Consider the following 22,279-nt stretch of genomic DNA (forward strand, 5'->3'; position numbering starts at 1 on the left):
CGTAGCGAGTGGTAATCGTGACAGCGCGGTCATCGAAAGAAGAGGAGGGTATCCGAGTGCTCTACGCCAGTGCCGACGATGGATTCAGGGGGTTGGTGGAGACGAAGCTCCTGCGGGCCGACCCCGAGATCGACTGTCTCACAGAATCCAGCATCGAGGCGACGATGGAGCGGCTGCGAACCGACGACGTCGACTGTGTCGTGACGGCCTACACGCTCGACGACGGGGACGGCATCGAGCTCACCAGAGCCATCCGCGAGACGGGCGACGACTGCCCCGTGGTCCTGTTCACGGGGTCGGGCGACGAGACGCTCGCGAGCGAGTCGACGCGGGCGGGCGTCTCGGACTACATCCCGCTTCGTCCGGACCGGGACGACTTCGACCTGCTCGCCAGCCGCGTCCGGACGCTCGTCGAGGCCACACGGGAGCGTGCGGCCGCCGAACGGGTTCGAAACCGCTTCCAGCGAGCGCTCGAGCGAACGACCGACGCGGTGTACGCCGTCGACAGCGACTGGCGCATCGAGTACCTGAACGAGCGGATGGCCGACCGCGTCGACCGCGACCCACAGGCGGTCGTCGGGGCGGATATCTGGACGGAGTTCCCCACCATCGCCGGGACGGAGATGGAGGAGCGCTATCGAACCGCCATGGAGACGGGCGAGCCGACCTCCTTCGAGGAGTACGTTCCCGAGCCGTACGACTACTGGGTCGAGGCGCGTGTGTTCCCCGACGAGGACGGCCTCACCGTCTTCTCCCGTGACGTGACCGAGGAGCGCGAGCGGGAACTGGAGCGCGAGCGGAACGCGACCGTCCTCGATACCATCCACGACGTCGTCCTCGTCGTCGAGCCCGATGGCGTCGTCCAGTTCGCGAACGCGCCGGCCAGACGGCTCACGAACGTCCCTGACGGCGAGACGCTCGAGGGACACCGCCTCTCGGACGTCGCCAGCGGACAGGTCCACGATGACGACCAGTTCAGCGAAGCGGTCGCGCGGACACTCGACGACGGGGGGAGCGACCGACGTGAGAGCGACCCGTACGAGGCGGACATCACGGTCGACCTCGAGGTCGGCACCGGCACGCGGACGTTCGACGTGCGGCTCACACCGTTCGAGCGGACCGAGCCGGCGCAGGTGCTCGTCGTCGCGCGGGACGTCACGGACAGCAGCCAGGCCAGGCGAGAACTGGAGCGCGAGCGGGACGCGTTGCAGGAGATCGAGCGGGTCATGGCCAGCAGTACCGGCGACGTGGACGAGCAGCTCGAGGCGCTCCTCGACGTCGGCAGACGGACGCTCGGCCTCGACATCGGCATCGTCTCGCGGATCGAGGAGGACTCCTACACCGTCCGTGCCGTCCGCAGCCCCGACGACGACATCGAAGCGGGCACCACGTTCGACCTCGAATCGACCTACTGCGAGGCGGTCGTGCGCCAGGACGACCTCACGGCGTTCGCCGACGCGACGGCTGCCGGACGGTCGTCCCATCCGGCCTACCGCGAGTTCGACCTGAAGTCCTACATCGGCGCACCGCTCCCCGTCGACGGCGAGCGATACGGGACCATCAACTTCTCGAGTTCGACCCCCAGGGACGGTTCCTTCGGACGGCTGGAACGGACGTTCGTCGAACTGCTCGCCGAACTGGTGAGCGCGGCACTCTCCCGGGAACGCGACCGGCAGGAGCTCGAACGCCAGCAGTTTCTCTTCGAACGGGTCCAGCAGATCGCCGACCTCGGCATCTGGGAGTACGACCCGGCGACCGAGGACCTGAACTGGTCCGGCGGTGTCAGGCACATCCACGGCGTCGACGACGACTACGAGCCCACGCTCGAGGACGCTATCGAGTTCTACCACCCCGACGACCGCGAGCGTGTCTCGACCGCGGTCGACCGTGCTATCGAGGCGGGCGAGCCGTACGACCTCGACCTTCGCATCGTCCAGGCCGACGGCGAGGAACGGACCGTCCGCGCCTGGGGCGAGCCCGTCGAGACGCCCGCCCGCGACCGGCCCATCCTCCGGGGCGTGTTCCAGGACATCACCGAGCGCGAGCGACGGGAGCGGGAGCACCGGGCACTCGCAGAGGAGTACGAGGCGCTGCTCGACACCTCCGGCGACGCCATCTTCCTCCTCGACGTCGACCAGTCGGAGACGGACCCGACGTTCCAGTTCAGGCGACTCAGCGACGGCTACGAGTCACAGACCGGTCTCACGACCGCGGACGTCCGTGGCCAGACCCCACACGAGGCCTTCGGGCCGGAGCAGGGGGCCGAGCTCGAGTCGAACTATCGTCGCTGCGTCGAGCAGCGCAAACCCGTCGCCTACCGCGAGGAGCTCGATCTCGGGCCCGAGGCACGGTTCTGGGAGACGACCCTCGCCCCGGTCGTCGTCGACGACGACGTGGTCCGCCTCGTCGGTATTGCACGGAACGTCACCGAACAGGTCGAGCGCGAGCGCGAACTCGAGGCGGCGAACGAACGGCTCGAGTCGCTCATCGAGGCCGCGCCCCTCACCATCATGGAGATCGACGAGGACGGCGAGGTCCTCCTCTGGAACGACGGCGCAGAGGAGATGTTCGGCTGGTCGAGCGAGGAGGTGCTGGGCGAACGCAACCCGATGGTTCCTGAGGAGAAGCGAGCGGAGTTCAGCGACAACCGCCACCGCGCGTTCGACGGAAACGCCATCCGGGGCAAGGAGGTCCGCCGCCGGACCAAAAGCGGCGAGGAGCTCGACCTGCTGCTGTCGGTCACGCCGCTCAGGGACGCCGACGGCGAGGTCGCGAGCGTGCTGGCCGTGCTCGAGGACATCACCGACCAGAAACAGCTGGAGCACAGCCTCAGGGGGCTGCAGGAGACCGGGCAGCGTCTCAGCAGCGCCCAGTCGGTCGAATCCATCGGGCAGATCGCGGTCGAGGCGGCCGTCGAGGTGCTCGGGTTCGAGAACACGGGCATCTGGCGTTACGACGAGGGGGACGACGTGCTCGTCCCGCTGGCCGCGAGCGACGTTGCGGAGCAGGCGTTCACAACGATCCCGCGATTTGCCCGGGGCGAGGGCCTGACCTGGCAGGCCTTCGAGGCCGGCGAACTGCATCGCTACGAGGACGTCAGCACCGAGACTGCGGTGCACAACCCGGAGACCGACGTCCAGAGCGAGATGCTGGTCCCCCTCGGCGAGCACGGCGTCCTCGTCACGGCCGTCACCGAACAGGCCACCTTCTCGAACACGGACGCGGACCTGTTCCGCATCCTCGGTGCGACCGTCGAGACGGCCCTCGACCGGGCCACGCGTGAGGCGACGCTCCAGCGGCAGAACGAGCGCCTCGACCAGTTCGCCAGCGTCGTCGCCCACGACCTCCGGAACCCCCTGACCGTCGCGATGGGTTACCTCGACGTCGCCGCCGAGACCGGCGACCCCGCGCACTTCGAGGAGATAGAACTCGCCCACGACCGGATGGAGCGGCTCATCGAGGACCTCCTCACGCTGGCCCGCGGCGAGACGACGGTCGAGGCGAGCGAACAGGTCGACATCGCGGCGGTCGCCACCGAGGCATGGGGCTACGTCGACACCGACGAGGCAACGCTCGACATCGCCGCCGACGTCTCCGTCGTAACCGGCGACGCCGGCCGGCTGACCCAGCTGTTCGAGAACCTCTTCCGGAACGCCGTCGAGCACGGCGGCGAGGATGTCCGCATCACCGTCACCCCGCTCACGGACGCCGACGGCTTCGCCGTCACCGACGACGGCGGGGGCATCCCACCCGACCGGCGCGAGTCGGTGTTCGAACACGGTGTCACCACCAACGAACAGGGGACCGGGTTCGGGCTCGCCATCGTCGAGGATATCGCCGAGGCCCACGGCTGGACCGTCGCCGCGACCGAGGGCGACGAGGGCGGTGCCCGCTTCGAGTTCGAGTTCGCTGGCTAGACATCCGGCCGTCACCCCACGACCGGCACGACAACCGTCACCGCCGACACACCCTCCCGCGTCGTCACCGTCAGGTCAACAGCGACCGCGAGCACCGTCGTCTCCCCCGCACGTTCCTGCACGACGACGCCCTCGATAGCCTCACAGTCGCCGAACTGCCGGTCCGGCCCCGACGGGCAGCGTTCCGCCGCCCAGGTGGCCGCCGCCGAGTCGTCGACTCGTACCTCGTAAGCGATGCCCTCGGCGACTCGAACGGTCACGGGCTCAGCCGGTAAGCTGGTAGATTTGATTTCGATAGATCGGCTCGATATCCTCGTAGTAGGTGTGGATGTACTCGTCGATAGCACCCCTATCGTTGATCGTCGCTGACCCGGGCGTGTCGCCCCGCATGTACTTTAGAAGTTCGCGGTTGAGGTCCTGTTCGACCCGCCAGTACGTCGTGAACCGGTGTCGACCGTAGTGGCTGGTCACGGCTCGGTGCTGCTCAGTCTCCTCGTGCTCGGGGTGGAAGTACTGCTTCCAGAATTTGTTGATGTCCTGTTTATCGAGCTGGATGTGCCGGCTCTTCGAGAGAAACAGCCACGCCACACCGTTGTCCGGTCGGACGAGAAGGTACTCGGTGAGCACCCGCTGTGCTTCCTCGTCGAGTGGGAGCACACGAGAACGACGCGACTTGTTCCCGCTCCGGTCGTGGGGAATGAGTATCGCGTTCTCACGACCGTCGAGCAGTCGGTGGGTACCGAGTTCCGTGTAGTGGTTCCGTACTTCAGAATCGGCTATCGAGAGCTCTGAAAGGCGGATATTGCAGAGTTCGGTGGCACGGAGCCCCAGCTTCAACTGCAGGAAGATGATTGCGTGGTCACGGACGTGGTCGATGGCTGCTAGCTGCTCCCTGAGGTCGTCCACAGTCAGCCGTGGAGGTTCTTTCCGTTCGGGATAGGAGAGGTCGATGGTCGACCGTGCGAGGCTGACTGGATTGAAGTTCACCGGATGGGGGAACACGGGGTCGTTCTGCCAGTACTCATAGAGCGAGTTCAGTTTCCGGAGCTTCTCCGCGACTGTTCGCGGGCTGTTGCCCTTCTCGTCGAGTTCGTACCTGGCGAAGCCCTTCACATGCTCCTTGTTGGGACAGGCCGGGTGCCGCCCGAGTCGGTCCATGTGCTCACACCATTGTCCCCAGAGACATTCGTGGAGGTCGATCGTGTGCTGAGTGACGTCACGAGATTCGAGGACGTCAGTTCGGAACGGTTCAAACGGGTCGGCATCTGTCCCTTCGAAGGTCGCTTCGTACTGTTCCAGTGGATCGGTTTCGGATTCGAAAGCCTTCGCGAGCGTCTCGCGGGTATCGTCGCTCACTGTGTCCCTCCATTCCCCCGTCTGATCTTCTCGTCCCAGATCTGCCCCGAAGCGCCACCGTCGATAGCCGCCATCAACACAGGGTTGTAGCAGTGGGGATGGGAACGGTGCCAGTACAGCCACGTGTAGAAGCGTTCGACCCGGACCCAGTAGGAGTTGTATGCAGTCTTGATTTTGAGCGTGTTCACGAGATGCTGACACCAGGACTCGACGTCGCGCGGCGTTGCGAGAGCGGGGTGCCGACCGCGGGTTTTCATGTGGTCTTTCCACCGTCGACCCGCTCGCTTAGCGTCCTGAATCGACCGGTCAGACGTGTAGCGTTCGAGCAATACAACTTCCATGAACTCATCCCAGACCTCACGGTTCTTGTACTCGGATTCGTACTGACTCAGTCGCCTGTGAACTGGGACATCCTCAAGCCGTTTGTATATCCCAATCCGATCCGCGGGGTCGCGTGACTTGATCTTCGGCGAGGCGTCGGTCTCCGAACTACTGGTTGGTTGGCTCACAACGGTATTGATGCGCTATCGGTTTTGAACTTCCAGACTGGGATGTGGTGATCGCACGGCATAGTTACGACGAGACCGCCGGCTCAGCCTCCACAATCAGTCGGAAGCGATTTGCGGTGCCGAGAGAACTCAAGAGCCTCGCTAGACTTCTATCGTGTGTTCCACAATCGGCCTCAACACCCGCAAGAAGAGCTGTGAAACTGCTTGTGGAGTGATTGTGGAGGGTGTTCGAAACCGAGAAGTGCTGCGCGAGAGCAAGTCGAAGCTGGTCGAAAACGGGGTGTAGAACCCCTCAGTAGCGATGTGTGTGGGGTTTCCGTTAGTCGTTCGACAGGGGTGTCGGTTCGTTCGCGAGCGATGGCTGAGTTTCCACAATCGGTCCCCGTCTTGCGGTTTTCATTGCGGCTGGCCATGACAGCCTGGAAATACAGGCAGAGCATAAGAGGAGCCGGTTCCTGATTCGGTCGTTTTCGGGTTTTCTCAAGACCTGTATCCAGACATTCGGTACGCTCTGTGCAACTATCTGTTTGGCTCTCTTCGCGTTCCACACTCACCCTCATCACAGCGAATGCGTCCTTCTTGCGGGTGTTTAGGCCGATTGTGGAATCGCGGAGACCGAACTAGCACGGCTATCGGCTGCTGTCAGCACGTCTCGGTGCGATAATCCGGTTGTGGAAGAACGTCCACAGCTACCGACAGGTTGTGAGCGGCTGCTCGAGGAGCGGTCGCGTGCCATGTGACTGGGACAGTTCTGTCATGCGTGGCACCAACTATCGACGACGGCTGGAACGACCGCCTCTCTCGGACTCAGTCGGGTTTCTGTCGGTTCGGTCAGCGCCCCGCTGCTCTGGCCACCACAGCCCGCGAGGGAGCTGACGGCCGCGACGCCGCCGAGTCGGAGGAGGCTCCGTCTATCGATGTCGTCTCTCGCCATCGCTGGTCGAGGCGACGACACAGCGACTAATCAACCTCAGCTAACAGATACATCAGCGGGCATCCGGACGGTTACGAGGATACAGAAGCGTCACCAGGAGCCACGGTAGAACGGTGGGTGAACCGTCTCAGGCTACGTGTTGGGCACAGAACACGTGCGAATTCTCGGCCAGACACTGTCGGGTGTGAGGCGTCAGCCAGCGTCGACAGTGCGTTACGTGTCTTCCATCGGCCGCGTGTACCACCACGCCCACAGCGCCAGCACCGCCTGGAGCGGCAGCCGCAGCCACGCGACGACCCGCGCGATGTCGGTCGCCCACTCCGGCGCCGCCTCCGCCGCCACGTCGTCGGTCGCCATGTAGACGTTCGCCGGGAACACCGCCGCCAGTAGCGCGACCAGTCCCCATGCCGACTTCCGCCGCGTCGACGGCAGTAAGACACCCACACCGAGGCCGATCTCGGCGATACCGGAGAGGTAGACCAGCTCCCGCGGCCGGGGGAACTGTGGCGGTACCACCCGCTCGTAGGTGTCCGGCGCGACGAAGTGTAGTATGCCCGCAACGACGTACAGCGGGCCCATCACGTACAGCAACGGCCGTTTGAACCGCGCTATCGACTTTCCGAGGTCCGGTTCGCTCATGCGACCCGAATCGGGCCAGCGGCCAAAGAACGTTCTCCACCGCTCCCGTGGTACTACGTTCTAATCCCATCGCGGATTCAAGTAGATGCCCGCGGTAAGGCGTCGCTATCTGTCGAACCAGCTTCGAGTGAAAAAGCCATGCCGCCTCCCGGATTTGAACCGGGGACAGCTCGATCTTCAGTCGAGTGCTCTCCCAGTCTGAGCTAAGGCGGCGCGCACTCCAACTTCGGTGGATGCACTAAAAAAGGATTTCGAATCGGGAGCGTGGGAACCAGCCGTCGGATTCGGATGCGGCACGGGTGTCAGGCGGCGGCTCCGGGGACAGAGCGGGCTAGAGGACTCTGGCGAACTCGTACTCGTCGAGGGACTGGCCCTTCAGCTCGACTGTCTCCTCGCTGGTTTGCTCGAAGCCGTGGGACCGGTAGAAGGAGATGCCGACCTCGTTGTTCGCGATGACTTTGAGGACGAGTCGCTCGAAGCCACGCTCGCGGAGTCGCTGTGTGCAGCGCTCGAGCAGCGCCGTTCCGATGCCGGCTCCCCAGCGGTCGGGATGGACGTAGATGCTGTACAGGCCCGCGACCGTCTCGGGTCGCTCGTCGTCGGTCGGACCGACGGACGCGTAGCCGACGACCCGGTCGTCGGCCGTGGCGACGAGGTAGTCGATGTCGTCGTTCTCGATGGCGTCGCTGACCGTCTCGTGGTCGTACCAGTCGTCGATGCAGTCGTCGACGGTGTCGGGGCCCATGGCGTCGTCGTAGGCCGCGTGCCAGCCCGCACGAGCGACGCGCTGGATGCCGGAAACGTCGGCCGGCTCGGCCTGGCGGAGGGTGTAGGTGGACACGGACGGACCATCGACGAGGCCCCGCAAAAGCGTTCGGCCGGTGTGTGCGACTCACTCGGCGAGTTCGACGTCGGTGAACTCGAAGCGTACGCCGCCGTCGTCGCCCTCGGTGAGCGCGACCGACCAGCCGTGTGCAGTGGCGATCTGCTGGACGATCGCGAGGCCGAAGCCGGTCCCCTGTTCCTCGGTGCTGAAGCCGGGGTCGAATACGTGCTCCCGCTCGGCGGCGGGGATGCCGGGGCCGTCGTCGGCGACGTAGAAGCCGGCGGCATCGTCGAGTACCCCCACGGTGAGGGCGACGCCGTCCGTCGCGGCGTCGTGGTCCGTGCCGTGCTCGACACTGTTCCGGAACAGGTTCTCGAGGAGCTGCTGGAGTCGGCTCTGGTCGGCGACCAACCCGAGGTCCGACGCGACGGTAAGCTCGGCCCCTTCAGCCTCGACCGCCTCCCAGGCACGCCGGACGACGACCTCGAGGTAGAGTGCTTCGGTCTCCCCCACGACCATTCCCTGTTTGGCGAGCGTGAGCATATCGGAGACGAGGTCCTCGATCCGGGTCAACGAGACCTCCGCACGGTCGAAATGCTCGCCGTCGCCGGTCTCCCGTGCGAGTTCGAGCTGGCCGCGGACGACGGAGAGCGGGTTCCGGAGGTCGTGGCTGACGATGTTCGTGAACTCCTCCAGCCGGGCGTTCTGCTCGCGGAGCTCGTGTTCGCGGTCGCGAACCATGCGCTCGCGGTTGGCGCGGTCGAGTGCGGATTGCAGGTTGGCCGCGAGGATGCGCGCGAGGTTGTGGTCGGTCTCGGAGAAGTCGTCGGGCGTCGGCGAGGCGAGCGCGAGCGCTCCGTACCGGCCGAGCGGGAGGACGAGCAGCGACCGGATGTCCGCATGGGACTCGACGGTCACCGACTCGGAGACTACGTCGGGGTACCACTGCACCTCTCCCGTCGTGTAGGCGTGCCAGGCGGGACCGTTCTCGCCCGGGAACGCCAGCCGCTCCTCCAGCCCGTCTGCCGTGGCGTCGGTGACGGCCACCGGTTCGAGGTCGTCCGTCTCCTGGTCGTACAGTCGAACGGACGCGATGGGGAACTCCAGCGAGTCACAGGCCGCCTCGACGGCGACCCACGCGCACTCGTGTCTGTCCGCCGTCTCCAGCAGTTTGCCGAGGACTTCGTTGAGGGCGTCGAGCCGCCGTTCGTAGCGCACCCGTTCGGTCACGTCGGTCATAAACCCCTCGAGCGCGATGAGTTCGCCGTCGTCGCCGTACACGCCACGACCCTGCTCCCACATCCAGCGGACCGCCCCGTCACGGCGGCGGATGCGGTAGGTGACCTCGAACGACTCCAGGTTGTCGACGGCGTCCTGAACGACCTCCCAGGCCGACTCCTGGTCGTCGGGGTGGAGTATCTCCTCGCCCCAGACGACCTCGCCGCGCTCGAGCTGGGATGGCTGGTAGCCGGTGAGGTCTAGACAGCCCTGGCTGACGAACTCCATCGGCCACTCCGGTGCGTTGCGGCACCGGTACACCATCCCCGGCAGGTTGGAGATGAGCGTCGAGAACATCCGTTCGGACTCCTCGAACGCTGCCTGCGTTCGGTAGGCCTCGACGGCGTTCCGGATGCGGTTGGCGAGCAGCTGGAACTGCTCGTTCGCGCTGCCCTTCTGGAGGTAGTCCGTCACCCCCGCCGAGATAGCGTTGCTCGCGATCTGCTCGGAGCCGTGGCCAGTAAAGAGGATGAAAGGCAGCTCGGGGCGGCGGTCACGGACCGCGTCCAACAGTTCGAGCCCGTCCATCTCCGGCATCTGGTAGTCGCTGACGAGACAGTCCGGGTCCACTGCGTCGAGCCGGTCCAGCGCCGCCGCGGCGCTGGTCGTCGTCTCGACCTCGACGGCGTCGAGTTCCCGGTCGAGGAACTCCCTGGTGAGGGTCAGGAACGCCGGCTCGTCGTCGACGTGTAGGACCCGGATGGGGTCGGTCATGCGTCGTTGCTCTACGTAGCCGTGGCACCGATTAATACTCTTGGGACGGTGATGCGGCCGGTGCCGGAGCGGTTCCTTTACCCGTGTTCGAGTGGGCCACTTGCGCGAGTGTGACGGTGACATGTTTGCGCTCTTATCGAGTGAGTCGCCGTGGGACGGGACCACGACCAAACTAAAAATTGTCACTAGCTCCGCGACGGCGGCCGCTCCACCACGGTCGCGCGGACACCCGTTCGCCGGTACGGGAGCGGAACGGTTCATAGAACCATTGCATAGAAGGCCGACAGAGTTATACTATAAACGATAATAAACTGAACTGGATGGGTTGGGGCCTATCCAGAGAGGAGCAATCGAGCCACCACACGGTTCCACCAGTTCGTCACCAACACCACCACCTGCTCCTCCACCTTTTCGACCGCGACGAGTCAAGACACGAACACCGAGCGGCCGTCCCGGCGAACTGCCTCCTGTCTTCACAGCTGTCGGCCACGTCGGTGCGCGGCGGATATTCGGCAGACAACCGGCTGCGTGGTGCATGACCGCGCGCGAGACCGGCGGCTCGGTGACGGGGTCGACCTCAGGACCGCTGTTGGATTCCTCTGCGGCAACTACACGCCACGGATGTCACGCGATGGGTTCTGATATCCACACCTCGTGGCAGCCGTTGCGTGCGAGATACGGCGGGTGAGTTCCGCGAGTGGCTGTTGGAAAGGCCGGGCTGTAGAGCGGGGAGGATGCCGTCGGTCAACCGTGAGGGTCCGTCTCTCATCTCCGGCTGTGACAGAGCGGATGCCGAAGCGTACTTACCCGGTGTTCGACGTGGGAACTACGCAGCAGCACAGATATGCGCGTGATAATCGCTGGCGCTGGGCAGGTCGGACGAAGAGTTGCAGCCAAACTCGACGCAGCTCACGATGTCGTCGTAATCGATACCGATGCAGACCGGATCGATGGCCTTGGCTACGAATTAGATGTCCTCACAGTTCTCGGTGACAGTTCGACGATTGGAACACTACAGGAAGCCGGTATCGCGGACGCAGACTTGCTCATTGCGAGTACCGACAGCGACGAGATCAACATCCTGACGTGTGAGACGGCGAAAGCACTGAGCGACGCCACGACCGTCGCACGCGTCAGAAGTGTAAAATATATCGAAACGTGGGATCGTGCAGACGACGTGTTCGGCGTCGACCTCATGGTCGGGACGAACCTGTTGACCATCGGGGCAGCAGTCGGCGGAACTGGCCTGGAAGCAGCGAGCAGCTTCGACGTCTTCGCCGGTGGAACGGTCCATATCGCCGAGTTCTACGTCGATCCGGGCAGTTCTCTTGTCGGCCAAACAGTCGAGGAGGCCGACAGGTTCGAGGGGCTGACCTTCGGTGCTCTCGTCCGGTCGGGAACCACCATTATTCCGACTGGCTCCACCCGGATCGAAGCCGGCGACGGAATCATCGTCATCGGAAAGCCCGAATCAGTCCATACCCTCGGCACCGAACTCAGTCAGGAGAGATCACCCACGCGAAACGTCCTGATTGTCGGGGGGAGCGATATCGGATATCACACTGCACAACTGCTCGAGGAGCGGGGACTTCGCCCGCACCTGCTGGAAGCAGACCCTGACCGCGCACGCGAACTGTCCGAACGCCTCTCGGCGACGACTGTCCGCAATACGGACCCGACAACCCGGGACTTTCTCGAGACCGAACGAGCCGCGGACATCGACGTCGTCGTCGCGGCACTCGATCAAGATAGCGAGGCGAACCTCCTGGCCGCACTCCGGGCCAAACGGATGGGCGTCGACCGGTCGGTCGCAGTCGTCGATCACGGTGAGCACGTGGACCTGTTCGAGGAGGCTGGTGTCGACACCGCGGTGAACCCGCGGCGAGCGACTGCCGAGGAGATCATCGAATTTGCCCGTGACCAGGATACACTGAACGTTGCCCTGCTGGAGAACAATCAGGCCGAGGTCATCGAAATCCGGATCGACACGGAGAGTGCCCTCGCAGGGCGTCCAATCGCGGAGGCAATCGCCGATTTCCCACCCGGTGTCGTGATCGGTGCGATTACTCGGAACGGGAGTTTTCTGATGCCCCGCGGCGATACGGTCGTCAAACCGGGAGACCATGCCGTCGTTCTCGCTGACAGTGATGGCATCGAGGAGGTAATAGAGCGCCTATGAGCGGAACTGACCAGCGGTGTGCCCGACCGTCTCCCGCTCGATCCACTCTCGCCCGGGATGTGGAGGCAACCTGATGCACCTGAACGTTAACTGGCGCCAGAGCTGTGCGCTCGTCGGGACAGTCCTGAAGTATCTTGCCGTCGCGATGCTCGTTCCGCTCTTCGTTGCAGTCGTCTACGGGAACGACGTGGACGTGTTTCTTGGGTCGGTCGTCATCACTGCCGGACTCGGGGTTGCGCTGGAACGGAGTGCCGACGTTGACGACCTCGGAACGGAGGAGGCGATATTATTCGTGGCGCTCGCCTGGGTCGGCGTGTCCGTCGGTGGAGCCGTGCCGTATCTGCTCTAGGGCTTCGGGACGGCATCGACGGTCGGACTCTCACTCGAATCACCGAGTGCGCTGTCCGCCTCGATCGCCAACGCCCTCTTCGAGTCGACGTCGGGATTCACCACGACAGGGGCGACCGTGCTCGGCGAGATCTCGTTCGAGCGTCACTCACACGCCATGCTGATGTATCGGCAGCTGACGCAGTGGCTCGGTGGGATGGGCATCATCGTTCTCATGGTCGCGATCCTGCCCGAACTGGCGGTCAACGGCGCCCAGTTGATCGACGCAGAGGCGCCGGGCCCGGAGTTGAACAAACTCACCCCACAGATCGCCGAGACGGCACGCATCCTCTGGCTCGTGTATGCCGGATTCACCGCGCTGTTGATCTGTTTGCTGTACGCGCTCCATCTGATCGGCGTTGCCCCAAATATGGACCTGTACAACGCGATCGCGCACGGGTTCACGACGCTCCCGACCGGTGGGTTCTCGCCGGAGGCCGAGAGTGTCGCAGCCTTCTCCCCGGCCGTGCAGTGGCTCGTGATCCCGTTCATCGTCGTCGCGGGGACGAACTTCGCGCTCTTCTATTTCGTTCTGCAGGGGAAGTACGTCGACGTGTTCCAGAATCGAGAGTTCCAGGGGTACGTGGGTGCGATCGTCGGTGTCGCGCTCGTTCTCTGGGCGCTGTTGTTCGGCGGTGTTGCACCCGCGCTTGAACTGGGTGGGGTTACCAAGGGAGCCTTCGAGAACTCACTGCGGCAGGCCTGTTCCAGACTGTGACACTGCTCAATTCGACCGGCTTCGCGACGAGTGACTTCGCGCAGTGGAACGAGGCGGGACAGGTACTCCTCCTGGCAGTGATGTTCATCGGCGGGTCAGCAGGGTCGACGGGTGGCGGTGTGAAGATAATCCGGTGGCTGGTCATCCTCAAAGCCATCCGTCGACAGCTCTCGACGACGGTGTACCCCGATGTCGTGGAGCCAGTCCGTCTCGGCGGCCAGGTCATCGACGAGGAGGTCGTGCGGGGTATCTTCGCGTTCACCTTCCTCTATCTGTTCATCTTTGCCGTGTCCACGGTAGTCATCACGCTCGATGCGGGGCGTGTAGGGCTCGAGTTGACGACGCTCGAAGCACTCAGCGCGAGTATCGCGACCATCGGGAACATCGGCCCCGGCTTCGGGATGCTCGGCCCGTTCGGAAGCTATCTGGAGTTCCCGGTGACGTCGAAACTCCTGATGATCGTGCTGATGTGGCTCGGACGGCTCGAAGTGGTGCCAGTGCTCGTGTTGTTTACCCGCTCGTTCTGGGAGTGGTGAAACCGTCGCGCTCGGCCTCACGAACGATTTTTCGTCGGCGGTGATACCGAGCTGTTCGGGACTCACGCCTCGTGGACTCCCGTTCGAGCTTCGGTTGGTAGAGTCGCAAGACGGCAAAGGGGGCCGTGTATCCCCTCGTCGAAATCCACTCTGAGAGGTGGGTTCCAGAAAACCCGGAACCGCCGAGTCCGAGCACTACGCAGCGCTAAGGATTCTGTTTTCTGAGAGTGGAGAAACAGGTGTTTCGTCGATGGGCCCTGACGGATTCGAACCATCGACCACTCGGTGTCCCACGACCGGACCCGGTACGAGTCGGCGGTCGATATGAGCCGAGCGCTCTAACCAGGCTGAGCTAAGGGCCCTCTCGGTCGGTAGTTCCGGACCAGGCATAATAGACGTGTCGAAAATACGGGCAGGGAGTGGTTCGAGCCGAGCGTTCGTGCCACCGTCGGAAACGCGTGGATACTCGAAGACGGTGATCTTCGGGTACTGAATCGTCAGAAGCGCCGTCACCAGGGCTCGAACTCGCCGAGACGTTCCTGCTCGCGACGCTGCGCGGGCTGCGACTCGTCTGCTCGAGCCCTGGCGTGTCTCGGTTGTATCGATTCGGGCGTCGCTCGGAGACAGTGCTCCTCGGGTACTGAATCGTCAGAAGCGCCGTCACCAGGGCTCGAACCTGGGACCACCACGTTAACAGCGTGGTGCTCTACCAACTGAGCTATGACGGCTCGTCGCATTCTCAGGTAGGCCTGCCGGATATAAAGAGACTTTCGCTTTACCGCGGCCGGGTGCCGTGTCACCATCCCATCGACATCCGTTTACGGGCCCACCGAGTATTTCGCGAGCATGAGCGAGGACGCCTTCGAGGCGACGGTCGCGGCGGTCCGCGAGCGAGTCGACCCGTCGCCGGCGGAGCGGGAGCGGCTCCGGACGGCCGCAGACGAGCTGGTCGAGCGGGCGGCGGCAGCAGCCACGGAGCGCGTCGCGGACGCCGACGTGGTCCAGGTCGGAAGCACTGCCCGTGGCACCTGGACGGCGGGCGACCGGGACATCGACGTGTTCGTGCGGTTCCCGACGGACATCGACCGGGAGACGCTGGAGCAGTACGGGTTAGAGGTCGGCCGCGAAGTGCTGCCGGACGGCCACGAGGAGTACGCCGAGCATCCGTACGTGAAAGGCGAGTACGAGGGGTTCGACGTCGACCTCGTGCCCTGTTTCCGGGTCGACGCGGCCACCGAGATCAGGTCCGCGGTCGACCGGACGCCGTTCCACAACGCCTACCTCCGCGAGCGACTCGACGACGAGCTCGCGGGGGACGTGCGCGTCGCGAAGGCCTTCTGCAAGGGGATCGGTGTCTACGGGAGCGACCTTCGCACGCAGGGGTTCTCCGGATATCTCGTCGAACTCCTGGTGCTCGAGTACGGCGGGTTCCACGAGCTCGTCACGGCGGCGGCGGACTGGCACCCGCAGGTCGAGCGCGACCCTGAGAGCCACGGCACGCGGTCGTTCGAGGACCCCCTCGTCGTCGTCGACCCGACGGACCCCGAGCGCAACGTCGCGGCCGTGGTCTCGCCGGCGAACGTCGCACGGCTCCAGCACCACGCGCGGGCGCTGCTCGCGGACCCGGCCCCGGAACGGTTCGAGCCACGCGAGCCAGAACCGCTCTCGCCCGCCGAGGTGCGGGCACATCTGGAGACGCGTGGAACGACACCGGTCGCAGTGCGCTTCGACCCACCGGACGTGGTCGAGGACCAGCTCTGGCCGCAGCTCCGGAAGTCGCTCGACGGCGTCACGGAGGCGCTCGACCGGCGCGGCTTCGACACGTTCCGGGCAACCGCGCTCGCAGACGAGACGGCGGCGCTGTTCGTCGAGCTCGCCGTCCCGGAGCGGCCGGCCGTCGAACGCCACGACGGGCCGCCAGTGCACGTCCGCGAGCACGCGACCGGCTTCTACGAGAAGTACGCCGCGATGACGGAGACACCGCCGTACGGCCCGTTCGTCGACGGCGACGACCGGTACGTGGTCGAGCGGGAGCGTGAATTCACGACCGCGGCCGCGTTCCTCCGGAGCGACGCGTTGTTCGACGTGGCACTCGGGGCGGGCGTCGAGCGCGCGCTGGCGGACGACTACGAGGTGCTGGTCGGTGACGAGGTCGCGGCGCTCGCGACGGAGTTCGGGACCGAGCTGGCGGCCTACTTCTCGCCACGGCCCTGAGGCCGGCAGCCGGCCCCCGGGACGGCCCAGTCAGTCGAGGTCGTGTGCGGCGCGGACCTCGTCGAGCAGGTCGGCGACGTCCGCCGAGACCTCGTCGTCGGGCTCGATGGGGTCGCGTCCGTCGAACGTCTCGTGGACCATCGCGACCCCGTCCGCGAGCACGTCCAGGCCGTACCCCCCCTCGAGGATGAACGCGATAGGTGCGTCGACGCGCTCGCAGAGCCCCCGGAGCTGGTCGGTGAGGACGGCGTACCCCTCAGTCGAGAGCCGCATCCGCGAGATAGGGTCGTGCCGGTGGGCGTCGAAGCCCGCGCTGACGAGCAGGAGTCCGGGGTCGAACCGCTCGATTGCGGGCTCGATCGCGCGCTCGAAGACGGTGGCGTAGTCGCTCGTGTCCGCGCCCGCCGGGAGCGGGACGTTCAGCGTGGTTCCGTCACCGGCTCCCTCGCCGGTCTCCTCGACGTCACCGGTCCCGGGGTAGAGGCCGTCCTCGTGGGTCGACGCGAAGAACACGTCCCCGCGGTCGTAGAAGATGTCCTGCGTGCCGTTGCCGTGGTGGACGTCCCAGTCGACGATGGCGACGCGGTCGACGTCGCGCTCGTCGATGGCCGTCCGGGCCGCGACGGCGACGTTGTTGACGAAACAGAAGCCCATCGCGTCGTCGTAGACGGCGTGGTGCCCCGGCGGCCGGCCGAGCGAGAACGGCGTGTTCCTGCCCTGCTCGCCGTCGAGCGCGCTCGTCGCGGCCCACTGCGCGCTCCCCGCGCTCTTCAGCATGGCGTCCCAGGACTCCTCGACGGCGGTCGTGTCCGGGTCCCAGTCGCCGCCGCCGTCGGCACAGAACTCGCGGACCGCCTCGATGTAGTCGCGCTCGTGGACCGTCGCCAGAGCCTCGACCGTCGCGGCGTCGGGGTCGACGTACTCGACGCCGTGCTTGCGCTTCAGCCCCTCCCGGATGGCCCGCAGGCGGTCCGGCGTCTCCGGGTGCCGTGGGCCGGTGTCGTGCTCGAGGCAACGGGAGCTGTATCCGAATTTCATCTCATTCGAAGAGGGCGAAGTACGTCTCGATGTCTTCGGCCTTGATGGTGCGTCTGTCCGCGTGGCGCGCCAGCGTCGCGGCGGCGGCCGCGACGTTGTCCGCGTAGTCCTCCAGAATGTCCGCGAGTGCGACCCGCGCGTCCATCGCGACCCTGTAGGAGTCGCCGATGTCGAGACGGGCGATGCGGTCGACCGGGGCGACCGGCAGTTCCAGTTCGTCCTTGTCGATGGTCGCCTCGACGCCGAAATCACTCGCCATCAGCGTCTTCCGCCCGTCCGCCGTGGCGACTTCGGCCGCGTCCTCGGCCAGGTCGGCACCGTGGAGCTGGATGCGTCGCGCCAGCTCCTCTGCGGCACCGGCGCTGACCCGAAGGTCGCCTGCGTTCCGTCGGATGATGGAGTCCACCGGGGCGAACGGTAGCTCAACGCTCATACCCTGAACCGAGTCCGCCCGTCCCTTTGTAGTTTTCCGTCACGCCAGCATCGGCCGCGAAGCCGGGACCGGAACCGCGGTTCCGGCGCTGTCGAGACTGGGAGCGTGTCAGCGACCCACGTCCGTCTTTCCACAACATACATCCGTGATTCACTCGCGCGTACAACATATGCCCGAAGGAACGCTGTACGAACGTCTGGGGGGCAGAGAATCGATACGCGCCGTGGTCGATGATTTCTACGACAGACTCCTCGCGGACGACGAGCTGGGGCCGTTCTTCGAGACCGCGAATATGGAGCGACTCCGGCGGACACAGACGGAGTTCCTGTGCGAGGCGGCGGGCGGCCCGGAGACGTACGACGCCGAACCCGTCCGCGAGGCCCACCTGCACGTCCCGTTCACCCCGTCCCACATCCAGCGGGCTGTCGAGTTGCTGTACGAGAGTCTGGACGCGTTCGACGTTCCCGAGGAAGACGCGGACGCCGTCGTTCAGGCGGTCGCCGCGTACGAAGACGACCTGCTGGCGAGACCGGAAGACGAGCGGCAGTAGCGACCACGTCGCTCCGTGAAGCGCCTCGGGGTCGACCCCCGAAGCAGTCGCTCTACCTCTGCTGTAGAGTGGCCGCGCTGAATCCGGCAGAGGTGCTGCGACGCATCGCACGTCGACGGTTTCGATACGGCCGCGGTTCCCAGTCGCGGGCGACCGCGTTCAGAACACGTCGTCGGCGTCGAGGGTACCCTCGGAGACCGCTCCGCGGACCGTGACCTCCTGTCCGAGGTGGACGTCGGCGTCCGTCTCGACGCTCATCGTCTCCTCGCCGTCGTCGAGGATGACGGGCGACCCCGCCTGCACGACGGTGCCGGTGAACTCGACGACCTCGCCCTGGAGCGACGCCGTCGCGGAGCCACCCGAGCCACCCGAGTCGGCGACGGTCGCGCTTGCGTCGTCGCTGCCGGCCGTCTCGCCCGCGTCGGCGCCCTCTCCCTCCGCGAACGCGTCGAGACCGGTCGCCTGCTCGTCGGCCCCGTCGCCCTCGTCGCCGCCGGGGGCGTCTCCCGCACCGTCGAGGATGGTCACGCTCGACCGCCAGCCAGCGGACGCCTCGAGGTCGTCCTGCCAGCCGTCCTGGATCTCCACGTCCGCGAAAGCGACGCGGTCACCGGGGCCGATGTCGTAGTCGGCCTTGTCGCCCCAGAGCGCGACGCGGATGTCGCCCGTCTCGTCCTGGACGCGGACGTTCCGGACCTGCCCCTCGGAGCCGTCGTCCCGGTCGAACGTCCGCTTCGGGTCCGCCGACCGGACGACTCCGGCGATGTCGACGGTGTCGTCCATCTCAAGTGCCTCGATGGCCGTGCTCTCCGGCTCGTACTGGATTTCCTCGTCCAGCTCCTCGATGGCGCCACGCTCACCGACGTGGAGTTCGAGGCTGCCGTCGCGCTCACGGACGTAGCCGTCGACGACCTCGACGCTCGTCCCCGCGGAGAGCGCCTCGACGGTGTCTGCCTGCCCGTCCCACATCGTCACCCGGATGCGCCCCGTCGGGTCGCCCAGGGTGAGGTTCGCGACCTTGCCCTCGGAGCCGTCGTCCCGGTCGAACGTGCGGACCGACTCGGTGTCGAGGATTCGACCCTTGGTGTTCACGTCCGAGAGCCCGAGCGAGAGGTCCTCGACGCGGTAGGAGTCCTGTATCTGTACGTCGACCTCGGCGTCCTCGTCGACCTCGACCTCGTCGACGTTTACCTCGATGCCGTTGTAGCCCTCCTTCGGGCGGCCCTTCACGCGGAGCACCTGCCCGGCCTCGAGCTCGTTCTCTGCGGCGTCGGCCTTCTCGTCCCAGAAGGCGAGCCGGAGCGAGCCGGTCTCGTCGGCCACGTCGACGTTGACGACACGGCCGTCCTCGGCGTCGTCGCCGTCGCGCTCGAAGGTCCGCACGTCGCCGACGGCGGTGACCTTCGCGAGGAACTTCACCTCGTCCATCCCCGGCGCCACGTCGGCGATACCGTTGACCTCCTCGTCGCGCAGCTCGTGCGCGATGAGCATCGCCGCGGTCTCCTCGTCGGCCAGTCCCCCCATCTGCTCGACCTTGGCCTCGACGGCCTCCTCGAACTCCTCGAGGGAGACGTCGGCCTCGAGGTCCTCGTAGACGTCCTCTATCGCGCCCATAATTCTAGAATTTCGCAGGGTTGGGCGTTGCTTAAGCGTTGTCCTTGCAGGAGGAGGTCGCCTCCTGGGGGTGTTTTTCTCGCCGGTGAGCGCGTGTACATGGCCGACGCTTGCGGCGGCCTCCTACAAGAACTCCGGGCCGGGCGTACACCGGTCAGTGCGGCTGGACGTTCCGCGACTCGGTCGTGACGGTCGTCGTCTCTCCCTGGCTCGCGTGCTGGATCTCGACAGTGCCCGGGAGCGCATCGGCGAAGGCGAAGCGCGCCTCGTACTCGACCTGCCCGAGACACTGCTGGCACGCGTCGGCGTCGTCGGCCGCCACACCGACGACGACCGTGAGCGTCCCGTCGGACACCGCGGCGCGCTCGACCGTCGCGACGTGGCACGGGTTCGGCGCCATGATGGAGCCGTCGACGCTCACCGTCGACGAGCCGCCGTCGAACGCCACGGCGGCCTCGGTTGCCGACCCGCAGCCGGAGTCGGTCGTGGTGATGTTCCGAGACTGCACGCTGGCGCTGCTCGACTCGGCCTCCCCCGAGGCATCCGAACTCGTCGAGTCGTCACCGTCGCCCGAGTCGTCGCTGCTGGGGTCGTCGCCGTCGGTCGTCCCATCGCTACTGGAGTCGTCGCCGTCGGTCGTCCCGTCGTTTCCGGAATCGTCGGAGCCGCCGGACTCGCCGGTCGGCGTGCTCGTGTCCTCGCCCCCGCCGCCAGGGGAGTCCTCGGTCTGTAAGGACCCGATACAGCCCGCTATCGACCCGATAGCCGCCGCTGTACCCGCTTTGGTGAGTAGCTCTCGTCGCTTCATACCTGTCCAGACGCACCCTAATTTCAAATCCCTTTCCCACGGTGAAAATCTCCTTTCAGCTTGCTCGCCGGTTCGAACGTCGTGCCAGATGCCCGCACACGGCGCGGCCCCACCACATCGTAACCCTCTTATCCTTCTCCGCGGAAGGTGTAGTTGAGTCCGGGTAGGGTAGTGGACTATCCTCTTGGCTTGCGGAGCCAGGGACCGGAGTTCAAATCTCCGTCCGGACGTTCCTTCGTTCCTTCACTGCGTTCAGTCACTACGTCACGTCCGGACGCGCCCCCGCTCGCTTCGCTCACGGCTTCGCCGTTCGCAACGCGGTTCTCACTCGCTGCGCTCGTTCCGAACCGCGCCACTGCTCGCGGGGACTCCGTCCGGAACTTCCCTCGACGGCGAGCACAGCGATGATTGGTCCACCAGTAGCCCAAGGAGCCGTTGAACATATCCGAATTTAAAAGATGGTGCATGTTCACAAAGAACAGATATGGCCGGAGAGATGGACCATCCGCCCTCGGCCCTCACCCGCGTGCCACCGCTGACAGCCGGAAACCTCGCTCTGGCACTCCTCGGATTACCGCTCTTCGTCGTCCTCCTGGAAGTGACCAGCACGGATGTTCAGACGACGACGACCATCGGCGTCTACTGGGCACTGGCGCTTCTCGTCGTCGGCATCGCAGTGAGGGGCGAAGCATTGTCGGTAGCCGACCTCGGGTTTCGGCGTCCAACCCGCGTCGACTTCGGCTACCTCTTCGCGACGTCTATCGGTATCCTCCTCGTATACACCACCACACCACCGCTGATCGAGACGCTAGGATTGCCGGTGAGTGAGGGCACGACCGCGGTAGGTGCTGGTGTCGGAATCGGCCTCGCGCTCTTTCAGTCCGTGACTATCGGAGTGGTCGAGGAGGTCCTCTTCAGGGGGTACCCGATCGAGCGACTGCTCGCGTACACGGACAGTTCGCTCGTCGCCGGTGGGGCGACGTGGCTCGTGTTCACCGCGGCCCACGCGATGAACTGGCCGCTCGGAAGCCTGCTCCAGACCTCACTGGTTGCCGCAGTGCTCACTGTGGTCTACCTCCACCGACGAACACTGGTCCCCGTGGTCGGCGCACACGTCCTCGTGTGGGTATTCGCGACACTCGGGCAGTTCTACGGCTAACGGGCAGGTGCACGAAGTGGACAGCTAGGCGTCTCGCCTGCTGTCCACGTTGGCCGCTCTCCACGGACAGTCCCCCGACCGTGGCCTCACGGCGGGACGATGACCGCACGCCCCTCGATTTCGCCGTGTTCGAGGCGTTCCGCGACGGCGTTGATCTCGTCGAGGTCGTTGCGCTCGGTCCGGAGTTCGACGTCGCCGCGCTCGACGAGGGCGACGGGTTCCCGCAGTTCGGCGTAGCGGCCGGCGCTGCGACCCTCGGAGGCTGGCTAGCACCAGCCCGTACCCTCGACCTCGACGACAACCTGGTTCGCCCGCGACACCGTCGGACGCTCGACCTCGTCGAGGGAGAGCGCCTCGCTCATCTCGTCCGTGTACCCGTAAGCCGTGCAGCGTGCACGCGCGAGCTACCGGATGCCGTGGTATCGAGTAACAAGACACCCGGTGGGACGGACCGGAAACTGGTTTCCGCC

16 protein-coding genes, 4 tRNA genes and 2 pseudogenes are annotated in these 22,279 nt (G+C 65.6%); 7 read left to right on the top strand and 15 right to left on the bottom strand.

Annotated features, from left to right (window positions below; all coding sequences use genetic code 11):
* Positions 1-17 precede the first annotated feature (17 nt).
* A complete protein-coding gene (locus tag NO978_RS11095) occupies positions 18-3,917 on the top strand; it encodes a PAS domain-containing protein (RefSeq protein WP_257299659.1) in 3,900 nt (1,299 codons plus the stop codon).
* Between the two features lie 11 nt (positions 3,918-3,928).
* On the opposite strand, the gene NO978_RS11100 is transcribed toward NO978_RS11095, so the two are convergent.
* From NO978_RS11100 to NO978_RS11135, 8 genes are all read right to left on the bottom strand, one after another.
* Positions 3,929-4,177, bottom strand: a complete 249-nt coding sequence (locus tag NO978_RS11100; RefSeq protein WP_257299660.1) for a hypothetical protein — start codon at positions 4,175-4,177, stop codon at positions 3,929-3,931.
* Positions 4,178-4,181: 4 nt separating this feature from the next.
* Positions 4,182-5,273, bottom strand: a complete 1,092-nt coding sequence (locus NO978_RS11105) for a site-specific integrase (RefSeq protein ID WP_257299661.1) — start codon at positions 5,271-5,273, stop codon at positions 4,182-4,184.
* The gene (locus tag NO978_RS11110; RefSeq protein WP_257299662.1) at positions 5,270-5,782 is read right to left on the bottom strand and encodes a hypothetical protein; all 513 of its coding nucleotides are present in this window, start codon (positions 5,780-5,782) and stop codon (positions 5,270-5,272) included. The genes NO978_RS11105 and NO978_RS11110 overlap by 4 nt, the downstream gene beginning before the upstream one ends.
* Before the next feature lie 754 nt (positions 5,783-6,536).
* Entirely contained in the window at positions 6,537-6,716 is a 180-nt protein-coding gene (locus NO978_RS11115; protein WP_257299663.1) for a hypothetical protein, read from the bottom strand.
* Between the two features lie 213 nt (positions 6,717-6,929).
* The gene (locus NO978_RS11120; protein WP_257299664.1) at positions 6,930-7,355 is read right to left on the bottom strand and encodes a hypothetical protein; all 426 of its coding nucleotides are present in this window, start codon (positions 7,353-7,355) and stop codon (positions 6,930-6,932) included.
* Positions 7,356-7,494: 139 nt separating this feature from the next.
* Positions 7,495-7,568: transfer RNA gene (locus NO978_RS11125), tRNA-Phe, on the bottom strand.
* A gap of 118 nt (positions 7,569-7,686) precedes the next feature.
* Positions 7,687-8,196 carry a GNAT family N-acetyltransferase gene (locus tag NO978_RS11130; protein ID WP_257299665.1) on the bottom strand — a complete coding sequence of 170 codons (510 nt, stop codon included), beginning with the start codon at positions 8,194-8,196 and terminating at the stop codon, positions 7,687-7,689.
* Positions 8,197-8,247: 51 nt separating this feature from the next.
* Positions 8,248-10,173, bottom strand: a complete 1,926-nt coding sequence (locus NO978_RS11135; protein ID WP_257299666.1) for a response regulator — start codon at positions 10,171-10,173, stop codon at positions 8,248-8,250.
* An 844-nt stretch (positions 10,174-11,017) separates the two neighbouring features.
* Here NO978_RS11135 and trkA point away from each other — a divergent pair.
* Positions 11,018-12,352 carry a Trk system potassium transporter TrkA gene (trkA, locus tag NO978_RS11140; RefSeq protein ID WP_257299667.1) on the top strand — a complete coding sequence of 445 codons (1,335 nt, stop codon included), beginning with the start codon at positions 11,018-11,020 and terminating at the stop codon, positions 12,350-12,352.
* Between the two features lie 73 nt (positions 12,353-12,425).
* Positions 12,426-13,993 (top strand): annotated as a pseudogene (locus NO978_RS11145) (TrkH family potassium uptake protein).
* 251 nt (positions 13,994-14,244) lie between these two features.
* On the opposite strand, the gene NO978_RS11150 reads toward NO978_RS11145, so the two are convergent.
* A tRNA-Ile gene (locus NO978_RS11150) sits at positions 14,245-14,355 on the bottom strand.
* A gap of 293 nt (positions 14,356-14,648) precedes the next feature.
* Positions 14,649-14,721 (bottom strand) — tRNA-Asn (locus tag NO978_RS11155).
* A 118-nt stretch (positions 14,722-14,839) separates the two neighbouring features.
* On the opposite strand from NO978_RS11155, the gene cca reads away from it, so the two are divergent.
* Positions 14,840-16,207 carry a CCA tRNA nucleotidyltransferase gene (gene cca / locus NO978_RS11160; protein ID WP_257299668.1) on the top strand — a complete coding sequence of 456 codons (1,368 nt, stop codon included), beginning with the start codon at positions 14,840-14,842 and terminating at the stop codon, positions 16,205-16,207.
* 30 nt (positions 16,208-16,237) lie between these two features.
* Here the strand turns inward: cca and NO978_RS11165 are convergent, their stop codons facing one another.
* A complete protein-coding gene (locus tag NO978_RS11165; RefSeq protein ID WP_257299669.1) occupies positions 16,238-17,245 on the bottom strand; it encodes a histone deacetylase in 1,008 nt (335 codons plus the stop codon).
* Between the two features lies 1 nt (position 17,246).
* The gene (locus NO978_RS11170) at positions 17,247-17,678 is read right to left on the bottom strand and encodes a histone (protein WP_257299670.1); all 432 of its coding nucleotides are present in this window, start codon (positions 17,676-17,678) and stop codon (positions 17,247-17,249) included.
* 169 nt (positions 17,679-17,847) lie between these two features.
* Here NO978_RS11170 and NO978_RS11175 point away from each other — a divergent pair, with 169 nt between their 5' ends.
* Complete coding sequence (locus tag NO978_RS11175) at positions 17,848-18,228, top strand: truncated hemoglobin (RefSeq protein WP_257299671.1); 381 nt, start codon at positions 17,848-17,850, stop codon at positions 18,226-18,228.
* 159 nt (positions 18,229-18,387) lie between these two features.
* Here NO978_RS11175 and NO978_RS11180 read toward each other — a convergent pair whose 3' ends face one another.
* Both NO978_RS11180 and NO978_RS11185 read right to left on the bottom strand, forming a co-directional pair.
* Positions 18,388-19,842: a single-stranded DNA binding protein gene (locus NO978_RS11180; RefSeq protein WP_257299672.1), complete on the bottom strand. Its 1,455-nt coding sequence runs from the start codon at positions 19,840-19,842 to the stop codon at positions 18,388-18,390.
* Between the two features lie 154 nt (positions 19,843-19,996).
* Positions 19,997-20,650: a hypothetical protein gene (locus NO978_RS11185; protein WP_257299673.1), complete on the bottom strand. Its 654-nt coding sequence runs from the start codon at positions 20,648-20,650 to the stop codon at positions 19,997-19,999.
* A 157-nt stretch (positions 20,651-20,807) separates the two neighbouring features.
* Here NO978_RS11185 and NO978_RS11190 point away from each other — a divergent pair.
* A tRNA-Arg gene (locus NO978_RS11190) sits at positions 20,808-20,880 on the top strand.
* A gap of 254 nt (positions 20,881-21,134) precedes the next feature.
* Positions 21,135-21,809, top strand: a complete 675-nt coding sequence (locus NO978_RS11195) for a CPBP family intramembrane glutamic endopeptidase (protein WP_257299674.1) — start codon at positions 21,135-21,137, stop codon at positions 21,807-21,809.
* Between the two features lie 86 nt (positions 21,810-21,895).
* Here the strand turns inward: NO978_RS11195 and NO978_RS11200 are convergent.
* Positions 21,896-22,051 (bottom strand): annotated as a pseudogene (locus NO978_RS11200) (NAD(P)-dependent alcohol dehydrogenase); the annotation flags it as partial.
* Between the last annotated feature and the right edge of the window lie 228 nt (positions 22,052-22,279).

Source organism: Haloarchaeobius sp. FL176 (assembly GCF_024609245.1).
In the GTDB taxonomy this organism is placed as follows: domain Archaea; phylum Halobacteriota; class Halobacteria; order Halobacteriales; family Natrialbaceae; genus Haloarchaeobius.